Genomic DNA, 17,468 nt, shown 5'->3' with positions numbered 1-17,468 from the left:
TTAGCAGGCATTCACTTTTTCTGAATATCATTATGTTATATTATACCAATATGCGTTTTAAATGCACAACAGCTTATTCACTTGTTTAGTAATTATTAAATTCGCTAAATTCCCTGAAATAGGTGACAGCTTTCTTGCCCAATTTCTCTCCTAGTTGGGAGTTTTAAACCAATACAAGTGAGTGCAGTTTTTTTTGCCATCATAACGGGGGTAGCTAACCCGGATTTGGTATTATACATTTATGCCAACAGTTTCAGCTTGGAGAAGTCTTTTAAATCCGGGAACCGCCGGGGCGACTGCTCGATCGTTTCACCATGCGATCAATTTATTTATGGATTTTTTGCCCAATGTAAGTGTTGAAACTAGGGAAAGTATTCTATCATTCCTCAAATATTTTGCGTATTTAAGCTGGATTTTTTACTATGCAGGGACGTTAATTAAATCATTATTCCGCAAAAAAGATTCGGAAATTAATTTGGTATCAGATATTGGATGGACGACTCTCACTTTGTTTTTGTTGGCTACACCTTGGCTAATGCCTTGGTATCCATCTATTTTGCTGCCAATTGCTGCTTTGAGTATCAATTCTCCCCATTTTGTATTGACAAGTTTAACTTTTTCTTTGTCACCCAGTATCATTTTGGGAGGAGGAGCGGGAACAACTGTGATATCCCTAGTTACGAGTTTTGTTAGCGTTGTCCCCCCTACAGCATTGCTAATATTCGGGCGGAAAAAGGCAGTTTTTTAATTTAAATTGATTGCTGACCGCCAACGGTTAAATTTTTCCGACTGACAACGTACTCTAACAAACCCTCTGAAGCGTCTAGCAGCAAATCAATTACTCGATCAAATCCCTCCGGGCCACCGTAGTAAGGATCAGGCACTTCTTTAAGGTCGTATTTCTGGCAAAAATCGCACATCAGTCGCACTTTATCTTTATACTTTCCAGCCGCATCCAGGGCAAGAATATTGCGATAATTTTCCCGATCCATGGCCAGAATCAAATCAAAATTTTCAAAATCTTTCCTGGCAAATTGGCGGGCTTCGCCTAGCAATTCAATGTCTCGCTTCCTCGCCGCCAATGCCATCCGCCTGTCAGGGGGGCTGCCAATGTGATAGCTAGCAGTTCCGGCCGAATCGCAGGTGATACGATCGCTCAAACCAGCTTCTTTAATTAAGTGATTCATAATATTTTCTGCTGAGGGCGATCGGCAGATGTTTCCGAGGCAGACAAACAATAACTTATAAGACATTTAATTGATAATTAGTAATTGGTAATTTTTAATGGGAAAGAAGAAAGAAAATTTTTCCTTTCCCCTTTTTCCAAAATTTTCGTGCTTGATAGAAATCAATCAGTCATTAGCTATAGATTCCTTTTTAAACACAGATAGCTAACCACTAATGACTGATGACTCATGACTGATGACTCATGATTAACCGAAACCGGGGAGATTTAGTCCACCGGTGAGTTCTTCCATTTTCTCCCGCATCGTCATCGTAGACTTAGCGTAAGCATCCTGCATCGCCACCGTGACGAGTTCAGAAACCACATCAGCACCTTCACCGAGGGCATCCGGTGAGATTTCCACGCGGCGGGGTTCTTGGTTGCCGCTGAGAAAAACCTTGACCAAGCCGCCGCCGGCAGTTCCCTCAATTTCCATTACATCCAACTCTTCTTGGAGCTTTTTAGCTCCTTCTTGAACCTGCTGAGCTTTTTTGAAAGCTTCAGTCAGTTCTTTCATTTTTCCAAGGCCGAAGCCAAATCCTTGTCCTGATTTTGTCATAACTACTTTGTGATGGTGTGTGGGCTGGCAGTCTGCCGTTTCCGTATTACTTCAATGATGCCTTAGAAGGGAAACTCTCCCAGTATTCTAACTTCTGGCTCCAACAACAGCGACCACCGCTGCTCGACTTGCTGTTGAACGTGGCGGATCACTTGAAAAATATCATTGGCCGTTGCCGACCCGCAGTTAAGAATAAAATTAGCATGGCGCTGAGCCACTTGTGCGCCTCCGATCTGATATCCCTTCAGTCCCGCCTGTTCGATGAACCAACCTGCAGTCTTGGGGCCGGGGTTGCGGAAGACTGAGCCACAACTCGGTAAGTGGTAAGGTTGAGTTGTCCGCCGCTGGCTGAAATGGTCATTAGTTTCTGCCATTACTTGCGATCGGTCGAATCCCGGCTGTAACTGGAAAGTCGCTTCTGTTACTAGCCGATCGCCCCCTTGCAGCACCGAAGTCCGGTAGCGGTACTCCAACTCTTGGGGAGTCAGAATTTCCACCTTACCACCAGGGGATAGGACGCGAGCATTGACTAGAATATCAGCAGTACAGCCTCTGTGAGCGCCTGCATTCATCACCACAGCCCCTCCCACTGTACCCGGTATGCCGACTGCCCATTCTAGACCTTTCCAGCCCCGTTTAGCGGCCAACCAAGCGAGGCGGGGAATTGACTCTCCCGCCCCCGCTGTCACTTGACCTGTTTCTGCATTAAAATTCACCTGTTTCAGGTAGCGAGTGGCGACGACCAAACCGGACAAACCCCGATCGCTCACCAACAAATTAGAACCCGCACCCAGCAGAGTCACCGGCATCCCTTCATCGTGTGCCCAGGCAAAACTCGCTTGCAAAGCCTCCATACTGCGGGGAGCAACGTACCACTCGGCCGGGCCACCGACTCGGAAGGAAGTCAGGCCCGCCAGCGAAACTTGGGAATTAATCTTGCAATCAGTTCCCCGCAAAGAAATAGGAGAATACACTCGCCGATTGTCCTTAACAGAGGAGTCATTCGAGATAGTCACCATCTTGAAAATCCTTAAAAATACCTTCGCTCAAAGACGTGGTTGAAAATCCATTTAGCTAACTTATGTGGCCGCTTTGAGCGAGCCGCCCGACAGAAGTTTCGGCACAACGTGCAACGCCATAATGTCGATCGACTCTACTCAGTTGGCGAGCTAATCGGGGCGATCGGCTTGTTGATAAAAAGCCATAACCTCTGGAATAATCTGATTCAGATTACCAGCACCCAAAAACAGAGCCAAATCCCCCGGTTGCAGATTTTTGGTTAAAAACTTAGTGACTGACTCCAGGGAAGGCGCAAACTCAACCTCTCGGCCTTCTTTAGCAATCAAATCAGCAACCTGCTGCCCGCTAATCTCTCCTAAATTCGGTTCCCCAGCACTATAAATATCGCAAGCCACAACCAAATCAGCATCCCCAAAAGATTGAGCAAATTCTGGCAAAAATGTCAGAGTCCGGCTGTAACGGTGGGGTTGAAAAATTGCAACCACTCTTCGGGATTTGGGATTTTTTTCGCTACCTTCGATCCGCAAGCGAGCCGCCGCCAAGGTGACACGAATTTCGCTAGGATGGTGGGCGTAGTCGTCCACAAACAGGATGTCATTGTGAAAACCCCGCACCTCAAAACGGCGGCGAGCTCCTTCAAAGCCAGCAATCGCTTTGGCAATCGCCGAAAACTCTAACCCCAACAATCGGCCTACTGCTACCGCAGCTAGTGCATTGCTGAGATTGTGTGTACCCAGCAACTTCAACTCGATTTCCCCTAGGAAAGTTCCTCGCTCCCAAATCCGTGCCTTGGTGCTTTCTGCTCCGTACTCCACGCCCGAAACCGTGTAGTCAGCACCGCTGTCCGGCTGCAAGCTATAACTGACATGAGGCTGAAGGCAGTCTTTGACGATTTGGTCGTCAATGCAGCCCACCAAGGTTTGACAGTTTTGGGCAAACACCTTAAATGTGTCTATTACTTGGTCAAGGGTATCGTAATGGTCTGGATGATCCAGTTCTACATTCGTCACTATGCCAATTTTGGCAACCAGCTTGACGAGAGAACCGTCGGATTCATCAGCCTCGGCAACTAAGTAGGGGCCTTCTCCCAAACGGGCATTGCCTTCCCAAGCATTTACCTCGCCTCCTACCACGATCGTCGGGTCTAGACCCGCCGCCATCAGCATGAAGCCGATTAAGCTGCTAGTAGTAGTTTTGCCGTGAGTCCCGGCTACCGCTATGCTTTGGTAATCTTGAATTAAGGCTGCCAACACATCCGATCGATGAAAAATCGGACAGCCCAAATCTAAAGCAGCTCGATATTCGGCATTGGCTGGGTGAATAGCCGTCGAACATACTACTTGAGGCAATCCCCCAATTGCTTGGGCGCTTGAACCGTTGCCGTTCAATTGGAGAGCTTCGGCTGTCGCGACAGAAGTCCCTACCGTACCCGCGACTATCGAGGATACTGCCCTTTCCTGTTGGCCGCAGTCGGGACTGCTACCGTTAAGGGCCGTTTGAAATAGTTCAAAATTGCTGGCGTCTTGACTCCAAAAAATATGAGCTCCCATTCCTTGCAAGCGCTCGGTTATGTGACTCGATTTAATGTCGGAGCCGTACACAGGCAACTTGCGTTTAGCTAGAATGTAGGCTAGGGCTGACATCCCAATCCCACCAATGCCGATGAAATGAAATGGTCTACCGCTGAAATCAACAGAACTCGGCATCTTCGCTCCTCACACACCACACCACGCCAATAACACGCGATATCATATCAAGAATTGTTTTTTCAGGATACAGTTCGCTAGAGATTTTGTACAAAATTCTCTGCGCGTCCCTAGATTTGCGGGACTTGTAGAGATGTTTGTCTTGTATCCTATATGACTTAGTACCGAGTAGTTTTCCGGAACAGTCACAGCTCGAAAATAGCAGGTAACAGAAAACGCGGTCTGGGGTCTGGCCCAACAGACTAATTTGGGTGCTTGCATACTCCTGCATTCTTTCTATTTCTATCCGCCTGCTGTGCTCGGATACGGTAGCAAAAGCCCCACAACCTTTCTACCAAGATTGAGGGTAAAACCCATAAGGATTTACAAACACTACCACGTATAACCAAATTTCGCTCCTTTTACAGTCATAAATCTACCTTTACGGTCATTATCTCGCCCAAGTCAGAGATTGACACGAGCGCAGCTATAGTATATATTTTTACTATATTGTATATATAAGTTATGTAGTTAGTCGGAATAGTCGAATAGCCATTGAGCCAACCAAATCATGGGCTCGATCGAGAAGCCGATGAACCCTCTTGGCAGCCCTGAAAGTTTTTACCACTGCGCTAAAAAGTATATCTACTGTCAAAACTTTTTGACCCGCCAACCAACGAATGCTCAGGCGGTCGATCGCGCAATCAAAACAAGTTGGGATTAATATTGGCAAGGTTAATCACCGAGTCCCGGAACCACTCCGACCCTCAGAACCGGGTTTTTGAACTCGGATTGAAGGTTTGAACGAATTAAGGGGGTGAACAAAATCGGTTTTAGCCTCCAGGACGATCGTCGAAACTAGGGTCGTCCAAGCGTTTGTCCCCAATGTGAAGCGAGGGTTTTCTAATAAACGAGCTTATGGTTAAAAGTGTATAAACATAAAATTGGCGCGATGTCTGTATTAATCCTGATTTTGGGGAAATATGGGGAAAATAGCGATTTTGGGGGGGACTTTCGATCCGGTTCACTGGGGTCACGTGTTGGTAGCCGAGACGGCTGCGAGTCAATTTGCTCTCGATCGAGTCATTTGGGTAGCGGATCGCTCTCCTCCTCACAAGTGGCGCCCGGATTTGGCAAGTTTTGAGCAGCGGCGGGAAATGCTCGCTCTGGCGATCGCCGATCGCCCCGACTTCCTAATTTCGCCGCGGTCGGCAAATCCCTCCGACAGTTCTTTTGCGATCGACACCCTGCTGTATTTGCAAAAATTGTATCCAGGCGATCATCGGTGGTACTGGATTATTGGTAGTGACGCACTCCTTACTCTCCCCAAATGGCACCGGTGCGGCGAAATTGCCGGGTTGTGCGACTGGTTGGTGGCCCCACGTCCGACTCAGGGAGAGCGAGAGACAGCAGAAAGCGGGGAGATAGGGGAACTGTCCGAGTGGGGAGATTGTCCGGGTGGAAAACCCCTCACTTCTGCGGGGGACAGGATGCAGGTTCAGGCAAATGCTGTGGGCCGACGAGTTGCCGAACAAATGGCTCTTTTGGACGTGGAGATTCGCTGGGAGGTGCTTTCCATGCCTGCGATCGAGATTTCGTCGAGCCACATCCGCCGCTGCTGCGCCGAAAGGATCGACCTCCGCTACTTAGTCCCGGAAGTTGTCGGGACTTATATTGCAGCCCATCAGCTTTACCAGTAACCAGCGGCACAAAGCCTAATGCCTTGGGCCTTGCAATTTCACCCTTCTAGAAAAGTTCAAGCTTTTTTGATCGACACAAAAAGTTAGAAAGGATCGACCTTTGCGATATGATCTTGTCTCATAAGTCAATTCTTAAATTTTTCCAAAATTTAAGCCTGAGCTAAGGGCTGCCATCGTTAGGAGGTACTAAAGTGATTCGAGTCGCGATCAATGGTTTTGGACGTATCGGGCGCAGTTTTGCGCGCTGCTGGCTGGGCAGAGAAAACAGCCAGCTAGAGTTGGTAGCTATTAATGACACTTCCGATCCCAGAAGTAATGCTCACTTGCTGAGATACGATTCCATGATGGGAACGTTGAAGAATGTGGACATCAGTGCGGATGAAAATTCCATTACCCTAAATGGGAAGACAGTTAAATGCGTGAGCGATCGCAATCCGCTAAACTTGCCTTGGAAAGATTGGGGTATTGATCTGATTATTGAATCGACCGGTGTCTTCGTTGACCAAGCTGGTGCATCGAAGCATATCACTGCCGGCGCTAAAAAAGTGCTAATTACCGCTCCCGGCAAGGGTTCTGAAGTTGGCACTTATGTGATGGGAGTCAACCACCACAACTACAAGCACAGTGACTACACAGTCATCAGCAATGCTAGCTGTACTACCAACTGTCTGGCTCCTGTACTGAAAGTGCTGCACGAAAATTTTGGCATCGTCAAAGGCATGATGACCACTACCCACAGCTATACTGGGGACCAGCGCTTGCTGGATGCCAGCCACCGCGACTTGCGGCGGGCGCGGGCGGCAGCAATGAATATTGTGCCGACTTCTACCGGAGCAGCCCAAGCTGTGGCTTTGGTGATTCCAGAATTGAAGGGCAAGTTAAATGGTATTGCCATGCGCGTGCCGACTCCTAATGTGTCGGTAGTTGATTTTGTGGCTCAGGTAGAGAAAAAGACTTTTACCGAGCAAGTAAATCAAGTGTTCAAAGAAGCCGCCGAAGGCTCCATGAAAGGGATTTTGGAGTACAACGATTTGCCTTTAGTTTCATGCGACTATCGCGGAAGTGATGCTTCTTCGATTCTGGATTCCAGCTTAACGCTGGTGATGGATGGCGACATGGTAAAGGTTTTGGCTTGGTACGACAATGAATGGGGCTACAGTCAGCGGGTGGTTGACTTGGCTGAATTGGTCGCCGAACGTTGGGAAGCTTAATCCGAAGGTAGAAGGCATTAGTCATTCGGCAGAAGGTAAAAAATCCTGATATTTTTTACTTTTGAGTCGATTTCTAGCTAACTGGTTATTTCTGTTTTCGAGCGCTAGAGACTTTTGGCAGTCGATAGTTGGCGAGTACAAAATGAAATATCGTAGGGACATGGCAGTGCCGTGTCCCTACCCGATATCTGTATGCTGCTACTCCCAGCTATCGAACTTTTTGCAATAATACTGCGATCGGGCTTTCGGGCCGGCTTGATGATAAATTTGTAGTTTGTTTGTAGTAAGTGCTTAAACTTGCTCTGGTAAGGCACCGGAAAATCCCAAATATTAAAAATAATAAAAATTACGAATATAAAAGCTAAACAAGTGGAAAAATAGCAACAGCTACGGTAGAGTTTTCAAAGCAAAATGTGATATGAAAAAAGCGTTAATTAGCGGTATATCAGGCCAGGACGGAGCTTATTTAGCTAAACTGTTGCTCGATCGAGGTTATGAAGTTTGTGGCACCTCCAGGGACGCCCAAATGTCTAGTTTCGGAAACCTGGCCCGTTTGGGCATCCGAGACAGAGTAAAACTAGAATCCATGTCGCTCAACGATTTTCGCAGCGTCTTGCAAGTGCTTGCCAAAATAGAGCCAGATGAGGTGTACAATCTAGCAGGTCAAAGTTCCGTCGGTCTGTCTTTTGAACAACCCGTAGAAACCCTCGAAAGCATTGCCACAGGCACATTGAATCTGTTAGAAGCAATTCGGTTTACTGGTGGCAAAATTAAACTTTACAATGCCAGTTCCAGCGAATGTTTTGGGGATACCCGAGGCAATCCAGCCGATGAAAATACGCCTTTTCGCCCCAGAAGTCCTTACGCGGTGGCGAAAGCAACGGCATTTTGGGAAGTAGCGAATTATCGAGAAGCGTACAATTTGTTTGCGTGTTCTGGTATTTTGTTCAATCACGAGTCGTCGCTGCGGCCAGAGAGGTTTGTAACGCAAAAGATTGTATCTGTTGTGTGTCGAATTGCTGCGGGTAGTTCCGAAAAACTGCATTTGGGAAATATTTCAGTGCAGCGGGACTGGGGTTGGGCGCCGGAATATGTGGAGGCGATGTATTTGATGTTGCAGCAGGAAGAACCGGACGATTATGTAATTGCCACGGGTGTAAGCTATCCTTTGGAGGAGTTTGTGCAGACAGCGTTTGTTTCTGCGGGTTTGGATTGGCAGGAACATTTAGTAACCGATGCGAGTCTTTACAGACCGACGGAGATTGCAGTTGGGAGGGGGAATCCGGGTAAGGCAAAAGAAAAATTGGGCTGGGAGGCCAAATATAAAATGCCCGATGTGGTGCGGATGATGGTGGAAGCGAGGATGGGTAAGGTGTGAGTATTTTTTTAGAAAATATAGCTCTTTGTTTGCAATAAATACCTGTTGTGAATTATCAGCGGTTGTGTACCCTTTTAAAGATGTGAAACAATGCAAGTAGTTATATTAGCAGGCGGTTTGGGGACACGTCTCCGAGAAGAAACAGAATTTCGTCCTAAGCCCCTAGTAGATGTGGGCGGGTATCCAATTCTCTGGCATATTATTAAGACCGATGCCCATTACGGCTTTCAAAATTTTCTTGTGTGTTTGGGTTATGGGGGCAACATGATTAAGGAGTCTTTCCTCAATTATGAAGCGATGAATAATGATTTTACTATTTGCTTGGATCGCCAAAATCAGATTACCTATCACGAAGAACACCAGAAGCAAGATTTTAAGGTGACACTGGCGGAAACACGGCCAAGACACCATGACTGGGGGGTGAAACGTGTGGAGAAATAAATTACTGATGAGCCTGAGTGGAAGAGGGCTCATCGTACTGCGGCGGCTGAGTTTGTTGATCGACATTCTGATTTTGTGATCGAGCAACCAGCATGGTATTTTAATGAAAGTGAGTTAAGTGAAAACCTTACTCACTGGCCTGGATCGTGGTTGGGGCGACTGTGAGCAGGAATGCCGGGGAAAACTGTAAAATTAGATTAGCGGGAACAAATGGTTATCGCTTTCAATCCTTATAAGCTGATGGAAAGGAGCTGTAGTGAAGGCAATAAAGCTCCCAAACAAGCAAAAAAATACACACACATATTTCAGACACAAGCTAGAGCTGTAACCATCTTTCAGATGTACGTATTCCCAATTTTAGATAAGGAGTAATTAGAATGGGTTTAATCAGAGGAGGAGTGCCAACCGAGCTAGCAATAGCATTGAAAGAGGCATACAATTTGCAAGGTTTTATTGAAACTGGCACTAACTGCGGTGCAACGGCATTGTGGGCTGCACAGTATTTTCCAAAAGTTATAACAATCGAAGCAGCTAAAGAAATATATGAGTCAGTAGTAAACAACTACGGTCACTTAAGAAATATAAACTTCGTATTGGGAAACTCAAAAGAGCAGCTTGCAGCAATTGTACCCACACTCAAGGAACCTTGTATTTTTTGGCTAGACGCTCACTGGAGCGGGGGAATAACATATGGAGAATCTGAGGAGTGTCCGCTGCTGGAAGAGTTGCAAATTATCAACGATTCTGAATGCGATCACTTTATCCTGATAGATGATGCCCGCCTTTTTTTATGTCCCCCCCCGAGCCCTCACCGTATAGAGGAGTGGCCGACTATTGATGCTGTTACCAGTTTGTTGAATTCTGGAAGAAGTCGGTATACCGTTATAGTTGAAGATGTAATAGTTTCTGTTCCCGAAGGAGCCAAATTACTCGTGGCTCAGTATAGTCAGGAAGTTAGCACAAAGGCATGGGAAAATCAAGTGCACTTGCTCCAACAGCCAGCACCTGCATTGCCTGAAAAACAGGCAAAACCTAGAGCCGGAGCCAAGACAACCTTGCACAGCGGCGAATTGCTGTGTATCGAAAGATTCATCGCATCCGGGCAAGTAGTTTTTGATGTAGGTGCCAATGTTGGCAGTTGGAGTGAGGAAGTATTTAATCAATTTCCTAAAACAGAGATCCATCTGTTTGAACCAGTTCCTAAAATTTACAAAATTCTTTTACAAAATTTAGCAGAAGGAATTTGTAATAGTCAAATTATTGCCAATAACTATGCGCTAGGGAAACAAGAAGAATCAAATCAGTTTGCTTATTACCAAGAGTCTCCGGAATGGAGTACATTTTACCGGAGGTTGCAGGCGGAAAAGGAATATGATATTAAGCCACCTCAAATTCTAAATGTTTTGACAACTACTATAGATAATTACTGTCAAAGACAAGAAATTAGCCACATTAATTTTTTAAAGATAGATGTGGAAGGTGGCGAATTAGATGTACTAGAGGGAGCAGAAAAATTATTAAGTAAGGGAAAAATTGATTACATTCAATTTGAATACGGTGGCACTTACATAGACTCGAAAAAAACTCTAAAACAAGTTTTTGAATATTTTCAAAATTTGCGGTATGCAATATTTAAGATTCAACCAGATGGATTAGAGTATTGCCATAATTTTCAGCCAGATTATGAAAATTATCAGTGGAGCATTTTTTTAGCAGTAAACGAACGTTTTCGATCGACAGTTTTGGGTGAAGCACCCCAAATGCTGGATTTACAGCAACTTTGTACGCAGCATTCCATCGTTCCGCGAGGTGTTGTTCACGTTGGAGCCCACGAAGGTCATGAAACAGGATTGTACCAAGCAATGGGCGTGCAAAGGGTATTGTATATCGAAGCTAATCCAGAAGTGTTTGAAAGATTGCAGATAAAAATAGCAGAATTCCCCAACGTGCAAGCAGTTAATTGTGCTGTGAGCGATCGAAATGGCACGGTAAACTTGCACGTCACTTCAATGGATCAAAGCAGTTCGATTTTGCCGTTAAAGCTTCATGCAGAGATTTATCCCACCATTCAGGAAACTCACCAAGTAACAGTAGAATCAAAAACTCTAGATACCCTGCTGCAAGAACTGGAATTGGAAGCGGCGGATTTTAATATCATCAACATAGATATCCAAGGTGCAGAACTTTTGGCTTTGCAAGGAGCGACTAACTTACTCAAAGGTGTAGAAGCAATTAACACAGAAGTAAATTACGAAGAACTGTACGAAGGCTGCGCGTTGATTGACCAAATAGATGAATTTTTGGCTAATTACGGTTTCGATCGTGCTGCAACAACAACCCCGCTTCACCCGTCTTGGGGGGATGCGTTTTATGTCAAAAAGCCAGCCGTTACTATGTCGGAACTTGACATCAATCGATTTGGCAACCAGATATTTGAGTACGCTTTTTTAAGAATCTATGCCAAACAGCATAATCTCCGGTGCGAGACACCTGCTTGGATCGGACAATATCTATTTGGTCATCAAGACCAGCCGATTTCTCAGAAATTACCTCAAATTAAAGAAGTTAGGCAACAAGATGGAACATTTTCTGTTTGGTTTGCTGAAGCTATCATCCCCAATTCGCCAACAATTTACAAAAATGTAGACTTTTCGGGTTACTGCCAGTACCACACAAAATATTACGCTCCCTACAAAGATTACGTGCGCTCGCTATTTAAACCAGCGGCAGAAGTTGAAGCAAAAATGCAAGCTGCGATCGCTTGCCTGCGTTCTCTAGGCAAAACAGTTGTAGGTCTGCACCTGCGCCGCGGGGACTACTGCCAATTTAATACAGTACCTTTCTTGCCAGCACCTAGCGAATGGTATAAAGAGTGGCTCACGGGTCTGTGGGAAAGGCTTGATGAACCTGTACTATTCATTGCTAGCGACGAAATAGAAAAAGTTATCGGAGATTTTGCAGAATACAACCCAGTAACGGCCAAAGATTTAGGTGTAGATTTGGCTGAAGCAGAGTTTTATCTAGATTTTTACTTATTGAGCCAGTGCGATATTGTCGCTATCTCAAATAGCAGCTTTTCGTTTGCAGCGTGTATGCTCAGCGAAACAGGCAAGTTCTTTTTCCGTCCCGATTGGTCAGCACAGAAACTAATCCCGTTCGATCCTTGGAACAGTGACCCTCTGTTGTGGAAGGAAGAGGCTCAACTTAAGACTATTGATATAGCAGAGAAAATTCTTCTAAATAACGTAGAGTTTTTACTGAACAATTATCACTTGCGGGATGAAGATTTTGTGCAAGCAGCTTACCGCGCCTATTTAATCCGTGATATCGATATAGAAAGCCAACGATGGTATGTTCAACAACTTCCAGAAAATAAGATCACGCGCAGAGGAATCCTTAACATAATTAGCCAATCATTAGAGTTTAAGAGGGTGTGGGAGTCTATCGGCTCACCTTCAGAAGCAGAAACTTACTGGCGGATCGGAAGTCACTGGGTACAGCAAGGTAAATGGGATGATGCGATCGCTGCTTACCATCATGCTTTGAAGCTAAAGCCAGACTTAGCATTAGCTTACTGCCGTTTGGCAGACGAGCTAGCCAGACAAAACCAACTTGATGCACCGCTAGCTTTAAGAGCGAGATTCTTTAAAGCTTTACTAAATGAACCACATTCAGCGGAGTTCTATGCTTGTTTAGGAAAACTGCGCTTTGCTGCTGGTCATTTAGGTTGGGACATACTGGCTTATCAAAAATCACTATCAATTCAACCAAATTCCCCGGATTTAGCTGCTGAAGTATGTTTCGATATGGGAACTGCTTTGAAGCAACAAGGCAAGTTGGAAGAGGCACAAGTTTATTTCCAAAAAGCACGGCTAGTTACACATCCTCAAGGATTTTATGCGACAGCAAAAGCGTGGGCGATTGCTTTTAATTGGGAGTCAACCAACTATATAGAAATACATCCTCCCCATCAAGTTAGTATCTCACCTCTACCAAAAACAATAGATAAAAATGTTCATCCTCTACTGCTACTTTGGAGCCAATTTGATGTAAGGGAAACCTTTGTAGCTGCGATACCAGACGGGCGGTATTGTGAACTGTACAGCAATACCCATACAGCCGTTATAAGTTCAGATAACAAGCTTATTCTCAATCTTTCTAGTGGTCCTGGCATTCCTCTAGAGCAGCACCCTATTTTAACAGCAAACAACATACCGCCTGTGCATCATATTGATGGCACGGTAGCGGTTTTAGCTGTAGATACAGGTCACGTTTATTACCATTGGATGCTGGATTTACTGCCGAGGATTGGATTGCTACAGCTCAGTGGGTACGGGTTGGAGGCAATCGATAAGTTTTTAATTAGTGGCTACAATAAGCAATTTCAAAAAGAAACTTTGGCTGTTTTGGGAATTGGGGAGAATCAACTCGTAGAGACTAACAAGTATCCCCACGTGCAAGCTAATAAATTAGTAGTTCCGTCTTATCCAGGAACTATCTGTTTGCCGACTCAATGGTCTTGCGATTTTCTCAACAGTAAGTTTCTGCCGTTAGCGGAGCAGTCAAAATCTGCGTTTGGCGATCGCATATATATTAGCCGCAGTGCAGCCAATAGCCGTAAAATCATTAATGAAGATGAAGTTTTAAAGGTTTTGAACGAGCTGGGCTTTACAAAGGTATTTGCTGAGTCACTATCATTGGCAGAACAAGTAGCAATGATGGCTGAGGCTAAAGTGGTAATATTGATGCACGGCTCAGCAGTAAGCAACCTTGTATTCTGCCAACCAGGAACTAAAGTTATCGAAATTTTTTCACCTCACAAGATGGTGCAAATTGGTGCGATAATTAGCTACCACCGAGAACTTGACTACCACTATCTAATAGGGTCAGGGATTGAATGTCCTTACTTCCGTCAACTCATTTATCATCAAGATGGCTTAGAAGATACACTTGTTAATATTGAGGCGCTCAAAAATGTGCTGGCTCAGGCTCGAGTCGCTTAGAGTATCAGCAGAGTTTAACTTTATGATTGAGTACAACACCCCAACAACATCAAAACGACAGCAAATCGCCTCCTCCAGATTTCCTTGCTCTAGAAGTCGATCGCCCCCCGCCAATCCCCCTGTTTCGCTAAAGCATTCCCCCAATCCAAATAAATTTCCAAGTTATCTGGTTGAATATTTAGCAGGTTGCGGTATGCTTGCACGTCATTTGGATTTAGTTGTACTGCACGGCGGTAGGAGGCGATCGCAGCCTCCAAATCCAACTCTCTTCGCTGCTGCAAAAGATCTGCTATGCAGCCGTAAATCCAATCCACATCCGGGTTAAGAATACTTGCTTGGCGGTAAGCCGCGATCGCCTCATCTAACCGGCCCAGTTTCACCAAACTCTGCCCCAATCCACAGTAAGAACCAAAGTGATCGGCATTGAGTTCAGTAGCTTTACGAAAGGCAGCCACTGCTTCCTCCCACTGTTGCTGTCGATCTAAAGCATCCCCCAAGTGATGATAAGACCAAGAAAAATCCGGGTTGAGTTCTATGGCGCGGCGGTAAGATGCGATCGCTTCCTCGAATTGACCGAGTTTTGCTAGAGCTTCCCCTAAATTGTGGTGAGACCAAGATAGGTCAGGATTTAGCTCAATGGCACGGCGGTAGGCTGCGATCGCTTCATCTAAATTGCCTGACTCTAGAAAATGATCTCCTTCGTGGATATGGGTTACAGCCGTTTTCTCTGCATTCATTTTGAATAAGTGCCACTTGTGATAAACTTGCAACGTAGTTGATTTTAACTGAAGTGTGCGAGCAAGACAAGAACTCACTGGACTGACCTGACCCTACTCAAACACAGTAAAATACTGAATTGAGGATTTACGGTTGACATGGGGAACATTTTGCGAACCCTACCAGTCTGTCCACACTGAGGCAAGTTGCCTTCGGTCGAAGCAATCTAGCCAATAACAAGGAAAAATCAGGAGAGGAGACGAAGTACAAAATGCACCAAGTCGTGCAGATAATAGTAGATGAAATATCTTACATGAAAACATTTGTTTCAACAAAATTCATAGAGGTATATAGGTATTATTGTGGTTGAACTAATTGCCGTTAAGGAGGAACTAAAATGACAAACTGGCAAAAAACATTTTTATTTAAAGGAAAAGAGTTATATTACAATCGCATACCGTATAACAATCCGTCGGAAAGAGCGGTTGAAGTTTCGATTGGGTTTAACTTTCTGATTAATCTCCCAAATTCAGACCGTGTTCTAGAAGTGGGGAACGTACTTTCGCGCTATGAAAGCTCACTGGGCGAACAGATGGGGGTTATTAAAAGAAGAATTATAGACAAATTTGAAATAGATATAGGTGTGGATAACGAAGATTTAATGACTCTTGAATCCGAGGAAAAATATGATGCTATAGTTTCAATCTCTACCGTAGAACATATAGGTCAGGGACTTGCTCCGGGCGGTGCTTACGGTGAGTCTACAGAAATTGGCGATCATCGGGAAGCTCCACTGAAGGCAATCGCGAAGATATACGATTTGCTGGCTCTTGAGGGAAAAGCATTGATTACAGTTCCCTTTGGAGTCCTTACGGATGGAGGATGGTACATTCAGTTCAGCGCACAGTATCTGGCACTCTTAAAAAAATATGGAATTCCTCAAGAAGCCATCCGTACAAGTTTCTTAAGATTAATTAATAGAGATCCAACAAAGGATAGCGTCAAAATGCTTTGGGAAGAAATAGAAGAGGTAGAACTTAGTAATGTAGAGTACAACCATCCTTTCCCCTTTGCAAATGCGATCGCTGTTATAGAGCTTTGTAAGGTTTCCAACGATTTTCATTTAGACTTAAATATCGATCCTACCCCTCTGTTTTACAATAAGCCCTATAAAAATCGGGTGGAATTGGATCAAGACAAGGCGCAATTACACCCTCCTCAGACAGATTTAGAGAAATACAACCAGCCCGAGTATCAAACTCAGGCGAAGGTGGAAATAATATCGGTTCATGTACCCAAAACAGCAGGAACAACATTTTATCAAGTTTTAAGTGATGTTTATGGTACTGAATCGGTTTTCAGGGATAATGTGAATGTTCCCGAAAGTCAAATTAAACCATCTGCTTTACCAGCAAACATTAAAGTTATTCATGGTCACTTTGCCTTAAACAAGTACAAGGGCTATTTTCATAATGCTAAAAAAGTAATCTGGTTGAGAAACCCTGTAATGCGATTAATATCAAATTACTTTTTTTGGCGGATGCAAAAGGTTGGTATTCCACGCAATATGGACGTCTTGGGAATCGTAGAGTTTGCCAATCTTCCTGGCGTGCGAAATATAGTAGCTAAATTGATTGGAAAAAATCATTTGAGTAATTTTTACTTTGTCGGACTTCAGGAGTTTTTCCAGTCGGACTTAGAAGACTTAAAAACGATGATGGGGTGGAGTGATATTAGCGTTCTTTTTACTAATGCTAATACATTTCCTGATTATGATATTCAATTACGAAAAATATTAGATGATAACGAAATTGTCAAGAAGTTAGCACAGAGCAATAGTCTCGATATGGAACTGTATCAAGAGGCTCTGAACTTGCGAGCAAAGCGTAGGAATGAATTAGGTGGATTCCACCAGCTTCTGCAACTTAGTGAACAGTCTCAGTCGCAATTGCATCAAGCACAGAGTCAATTCGCACAATCCCAGTTGGAGCTGCACCAGACTCAGGGTGAATTGGAGCAATCTCAGACTCAACTGCACCAGACTCAGGGAGAATTGGAGCAATCTCAGTCTCAACACCACCAGACTCAGACGGAATTGGCACAATCTCAGTCTCAACTGCACCAAACTCAAGCAGTATTGGTACACTCTCAGTTGGAGCTGCACCAGACTCAGGCGGAATTGGAGCAATCTCAGACTCAACTGCACCAGACTCAGGGAGAGTTGGAGCAATCTCAGTCTCAACTGCACCAGACTCAGGGAGAGTTGGAGCAATCTCAGTCTCAACTGCACCAAACTCAAGCAGTGTTGGTACACTCTCAGTTGGAGCTGCACCAGACTCAGGGAGAATTGGAGCAATCTCAGGCTCAACTGCACCAGACTCAGGGAGAATTGGAGCAATCTCAGGCTCAACTGCACCAGACTCAGGGAGAATTGGAGCAATCTCAGGCTCAACTGCACCAGACTCAGGGAGAATTGGAGCAATCTCAGGCTCAACTGCACCAGACTCAGGGAGAATTGGAGCAATCTCA

The 17,468-nt window shown here is 44.9% G+C and carries 12 protein-coding genes; 7 read left to right on the top strand and 5 right to left on the bottom strand.

Going from position 1 to position 17,468, the window contains the following annotated elements:
- Positions 1 to 241: 241 nt before the first annotated feature.
- Complete coding sequence (locus tag QUB14_RS23095) at positions 242 to 748, top strand: hypothetical protein (RefSeq protein WP_333219698.1); 507 nt, start codon at positions 242 to 244, stop codon at positions 746 to 748.
- Position 749: 1 nt separating this feature from the next.
- Here the strand turns inward: QUB14_RS23095 and QUB14_RS23090 are convergent, their stop codons facing one another.
- The 4 genes from QUB14_RS23090 to murC form a co-directional block, all read right to left on the bottom strand.
- Positions 750 to 1,253, bottom strand: a complete 504-nt coding sequence (locus QUB14_RS23090) for a low molecular weight protein-tyrosine-phosphatase (RefSeq protein ID WP_190656397.1) — start codon at positions 1,251 to 1,253, stop codon at positions 750 to 752.
- A gap of 180 nt (positions 1,254 to 1,433) precedes the next feature.
- Entirely contained in the window at positions 1,434 to 1,784 is a 351-nt protein-coding gene (locus QUB14_RS23085; RefSeq protein WP_006634273.1) for a YbaB/EbfC family nucleoid-associated protein, read from the bottom strand.
- 62 nt (positions 1,785 to 1,846) lie between these two features.
- Complete coding sequence (gene murB, locus QUB14_RS23080) at positions 1,847 to 2,803, bottom strand: UDP-N-acetylmuramate dehydrogenase (protein WP_190656399.1); 957 nt, start codon at positions 2,801 to 2,803, stop codon at positions 1,847 to 1,849.
- Between the two features lie 150 nt (positions 2,804 to 2,953).
- On the bottom strand, positions 2,954 to 4,510 hold the full coding sequence (murC, locus tag QUB14_RS23075; protein ID WP_190693567.1) for a UDP-N-acetylmuramate--L-alanine ligase: 1,557 nt from the start codon (positions 4,508 to 4,510) through the stop codon (positions 2,954 to 2,956).
- A 962-nt stretch (positions 4,511 to 5,472) separates the two neighbouring features.
- On the opposite strand from murC, the gene nadD reads away from it, so the two are divergent.
- The 5 genes from nadD to QUB14_RS23050 all read left to right on the top strand — a co-directional run bounded on the left by nadD (position 5,473) and on the right by QUB14_RS23050 (position 14,222).
- Positions 5,473 to 6,189, top strand: a complete 717-nt coding sequence (gene nadD, locus QUB14_RS23070) for a nicotinate (nicotinamide) nucleotide adenylyltransferase (protein WP_333219703.1) — start codon at positions 5,473 to 5,475, stop codon at positions 6,187 to 6,189.
- A gap of 191 nt (positions 6,190 to 6,380) precedes the next feature.
- The gene (locus tag QUB14_RS23065) at positions 6,381 to 7,400 is read left to right on the top strand and encodes a type I glyceraldehyde-3-phosphate dehydrogenase (RefSeq protein ID WP_333212976.1); all 1,020 of its coding nucleotides are present in this window, start codon (positions 6,381 to 6,383) and stop codon (positions 7,398 to 7,400) included.
- A 418-nt stretch (positions 7,401 to 7,818) separates the two neighbouring features.
- Entirely contained in the window at positions 7,819 to 8,778 is a 960-nt protein-coding gene (locus QUB14_RS23060) for a GDP-mannose 4,6-dehydratase (protein ID WP_172185785.1), read from the top strand.
- Positions 8,779 to 8,868: 90 nt separating this feature from the next.
- Entirely contained in the window at positions 8,869 to 9,219 is a 351-nt protein-coding gene (locus QUB14_RS23055; protein ID WP_333219706.1) for a sugar phosphate nucleotidyltransferase, read from the top strand.
- 377 nt (positions 9,220 to 9,596) lie between these two features.
- Entirely contained in the window at positions 9,597 to 14,222 is a 4,626-nt protein-coding gene (locus QUB14_RS23050) for an FkbM family methyltransferase (RefSeq protein ID WP_333219707.1), read from the top strand.
- 89 nt (positions 14,223 to 14,311) lie between these two features.
- Here QUB14_RS23050 and QUB14_RS23045 read toward each other — a convergent pair whose 3' ends face one another.
- Complete coding sequence (locus QUB14_RS23045; RefSeq protein WP_333219709.1) at positions 14,312 to 14,959, bottom strand: tetratricopeptide repeat protein; 648 nt, start codon at positions 14,957 to 14,959, stop codon at positions 14,312 to 14,314.
- Between the two features lie 377 nt (positions 14,960 to 15,336).
- On the opposite strand from QUB14_RS23045, the gene QUB14_RS23040 reads away from it, so the two are divergent.
- The coding region (locus QUB14_RS23040) for a sulfotransferase family 2 domain-containing protein (protein ID WP_333297333.1) at positions 15,337 to 17,468 on the top strand (2,132 nt) is incomplete at its 3' end.

The sequence above is a fragment of the Microcoleus sp. B3-D2 genome, from assembly GCF_036705345.1.
In the GTDB taxonomy this organism is placed as follows: Bacteria; Cyanobacteriota; Cyanobacteriia; order Cyanobacteriales; family Microcoleaceae; genus Microcoleus.
Note: the sequence above shows the minus strand (reverse complement) of the source record. Positions and strands in the feature narration are given on the sequence as shown.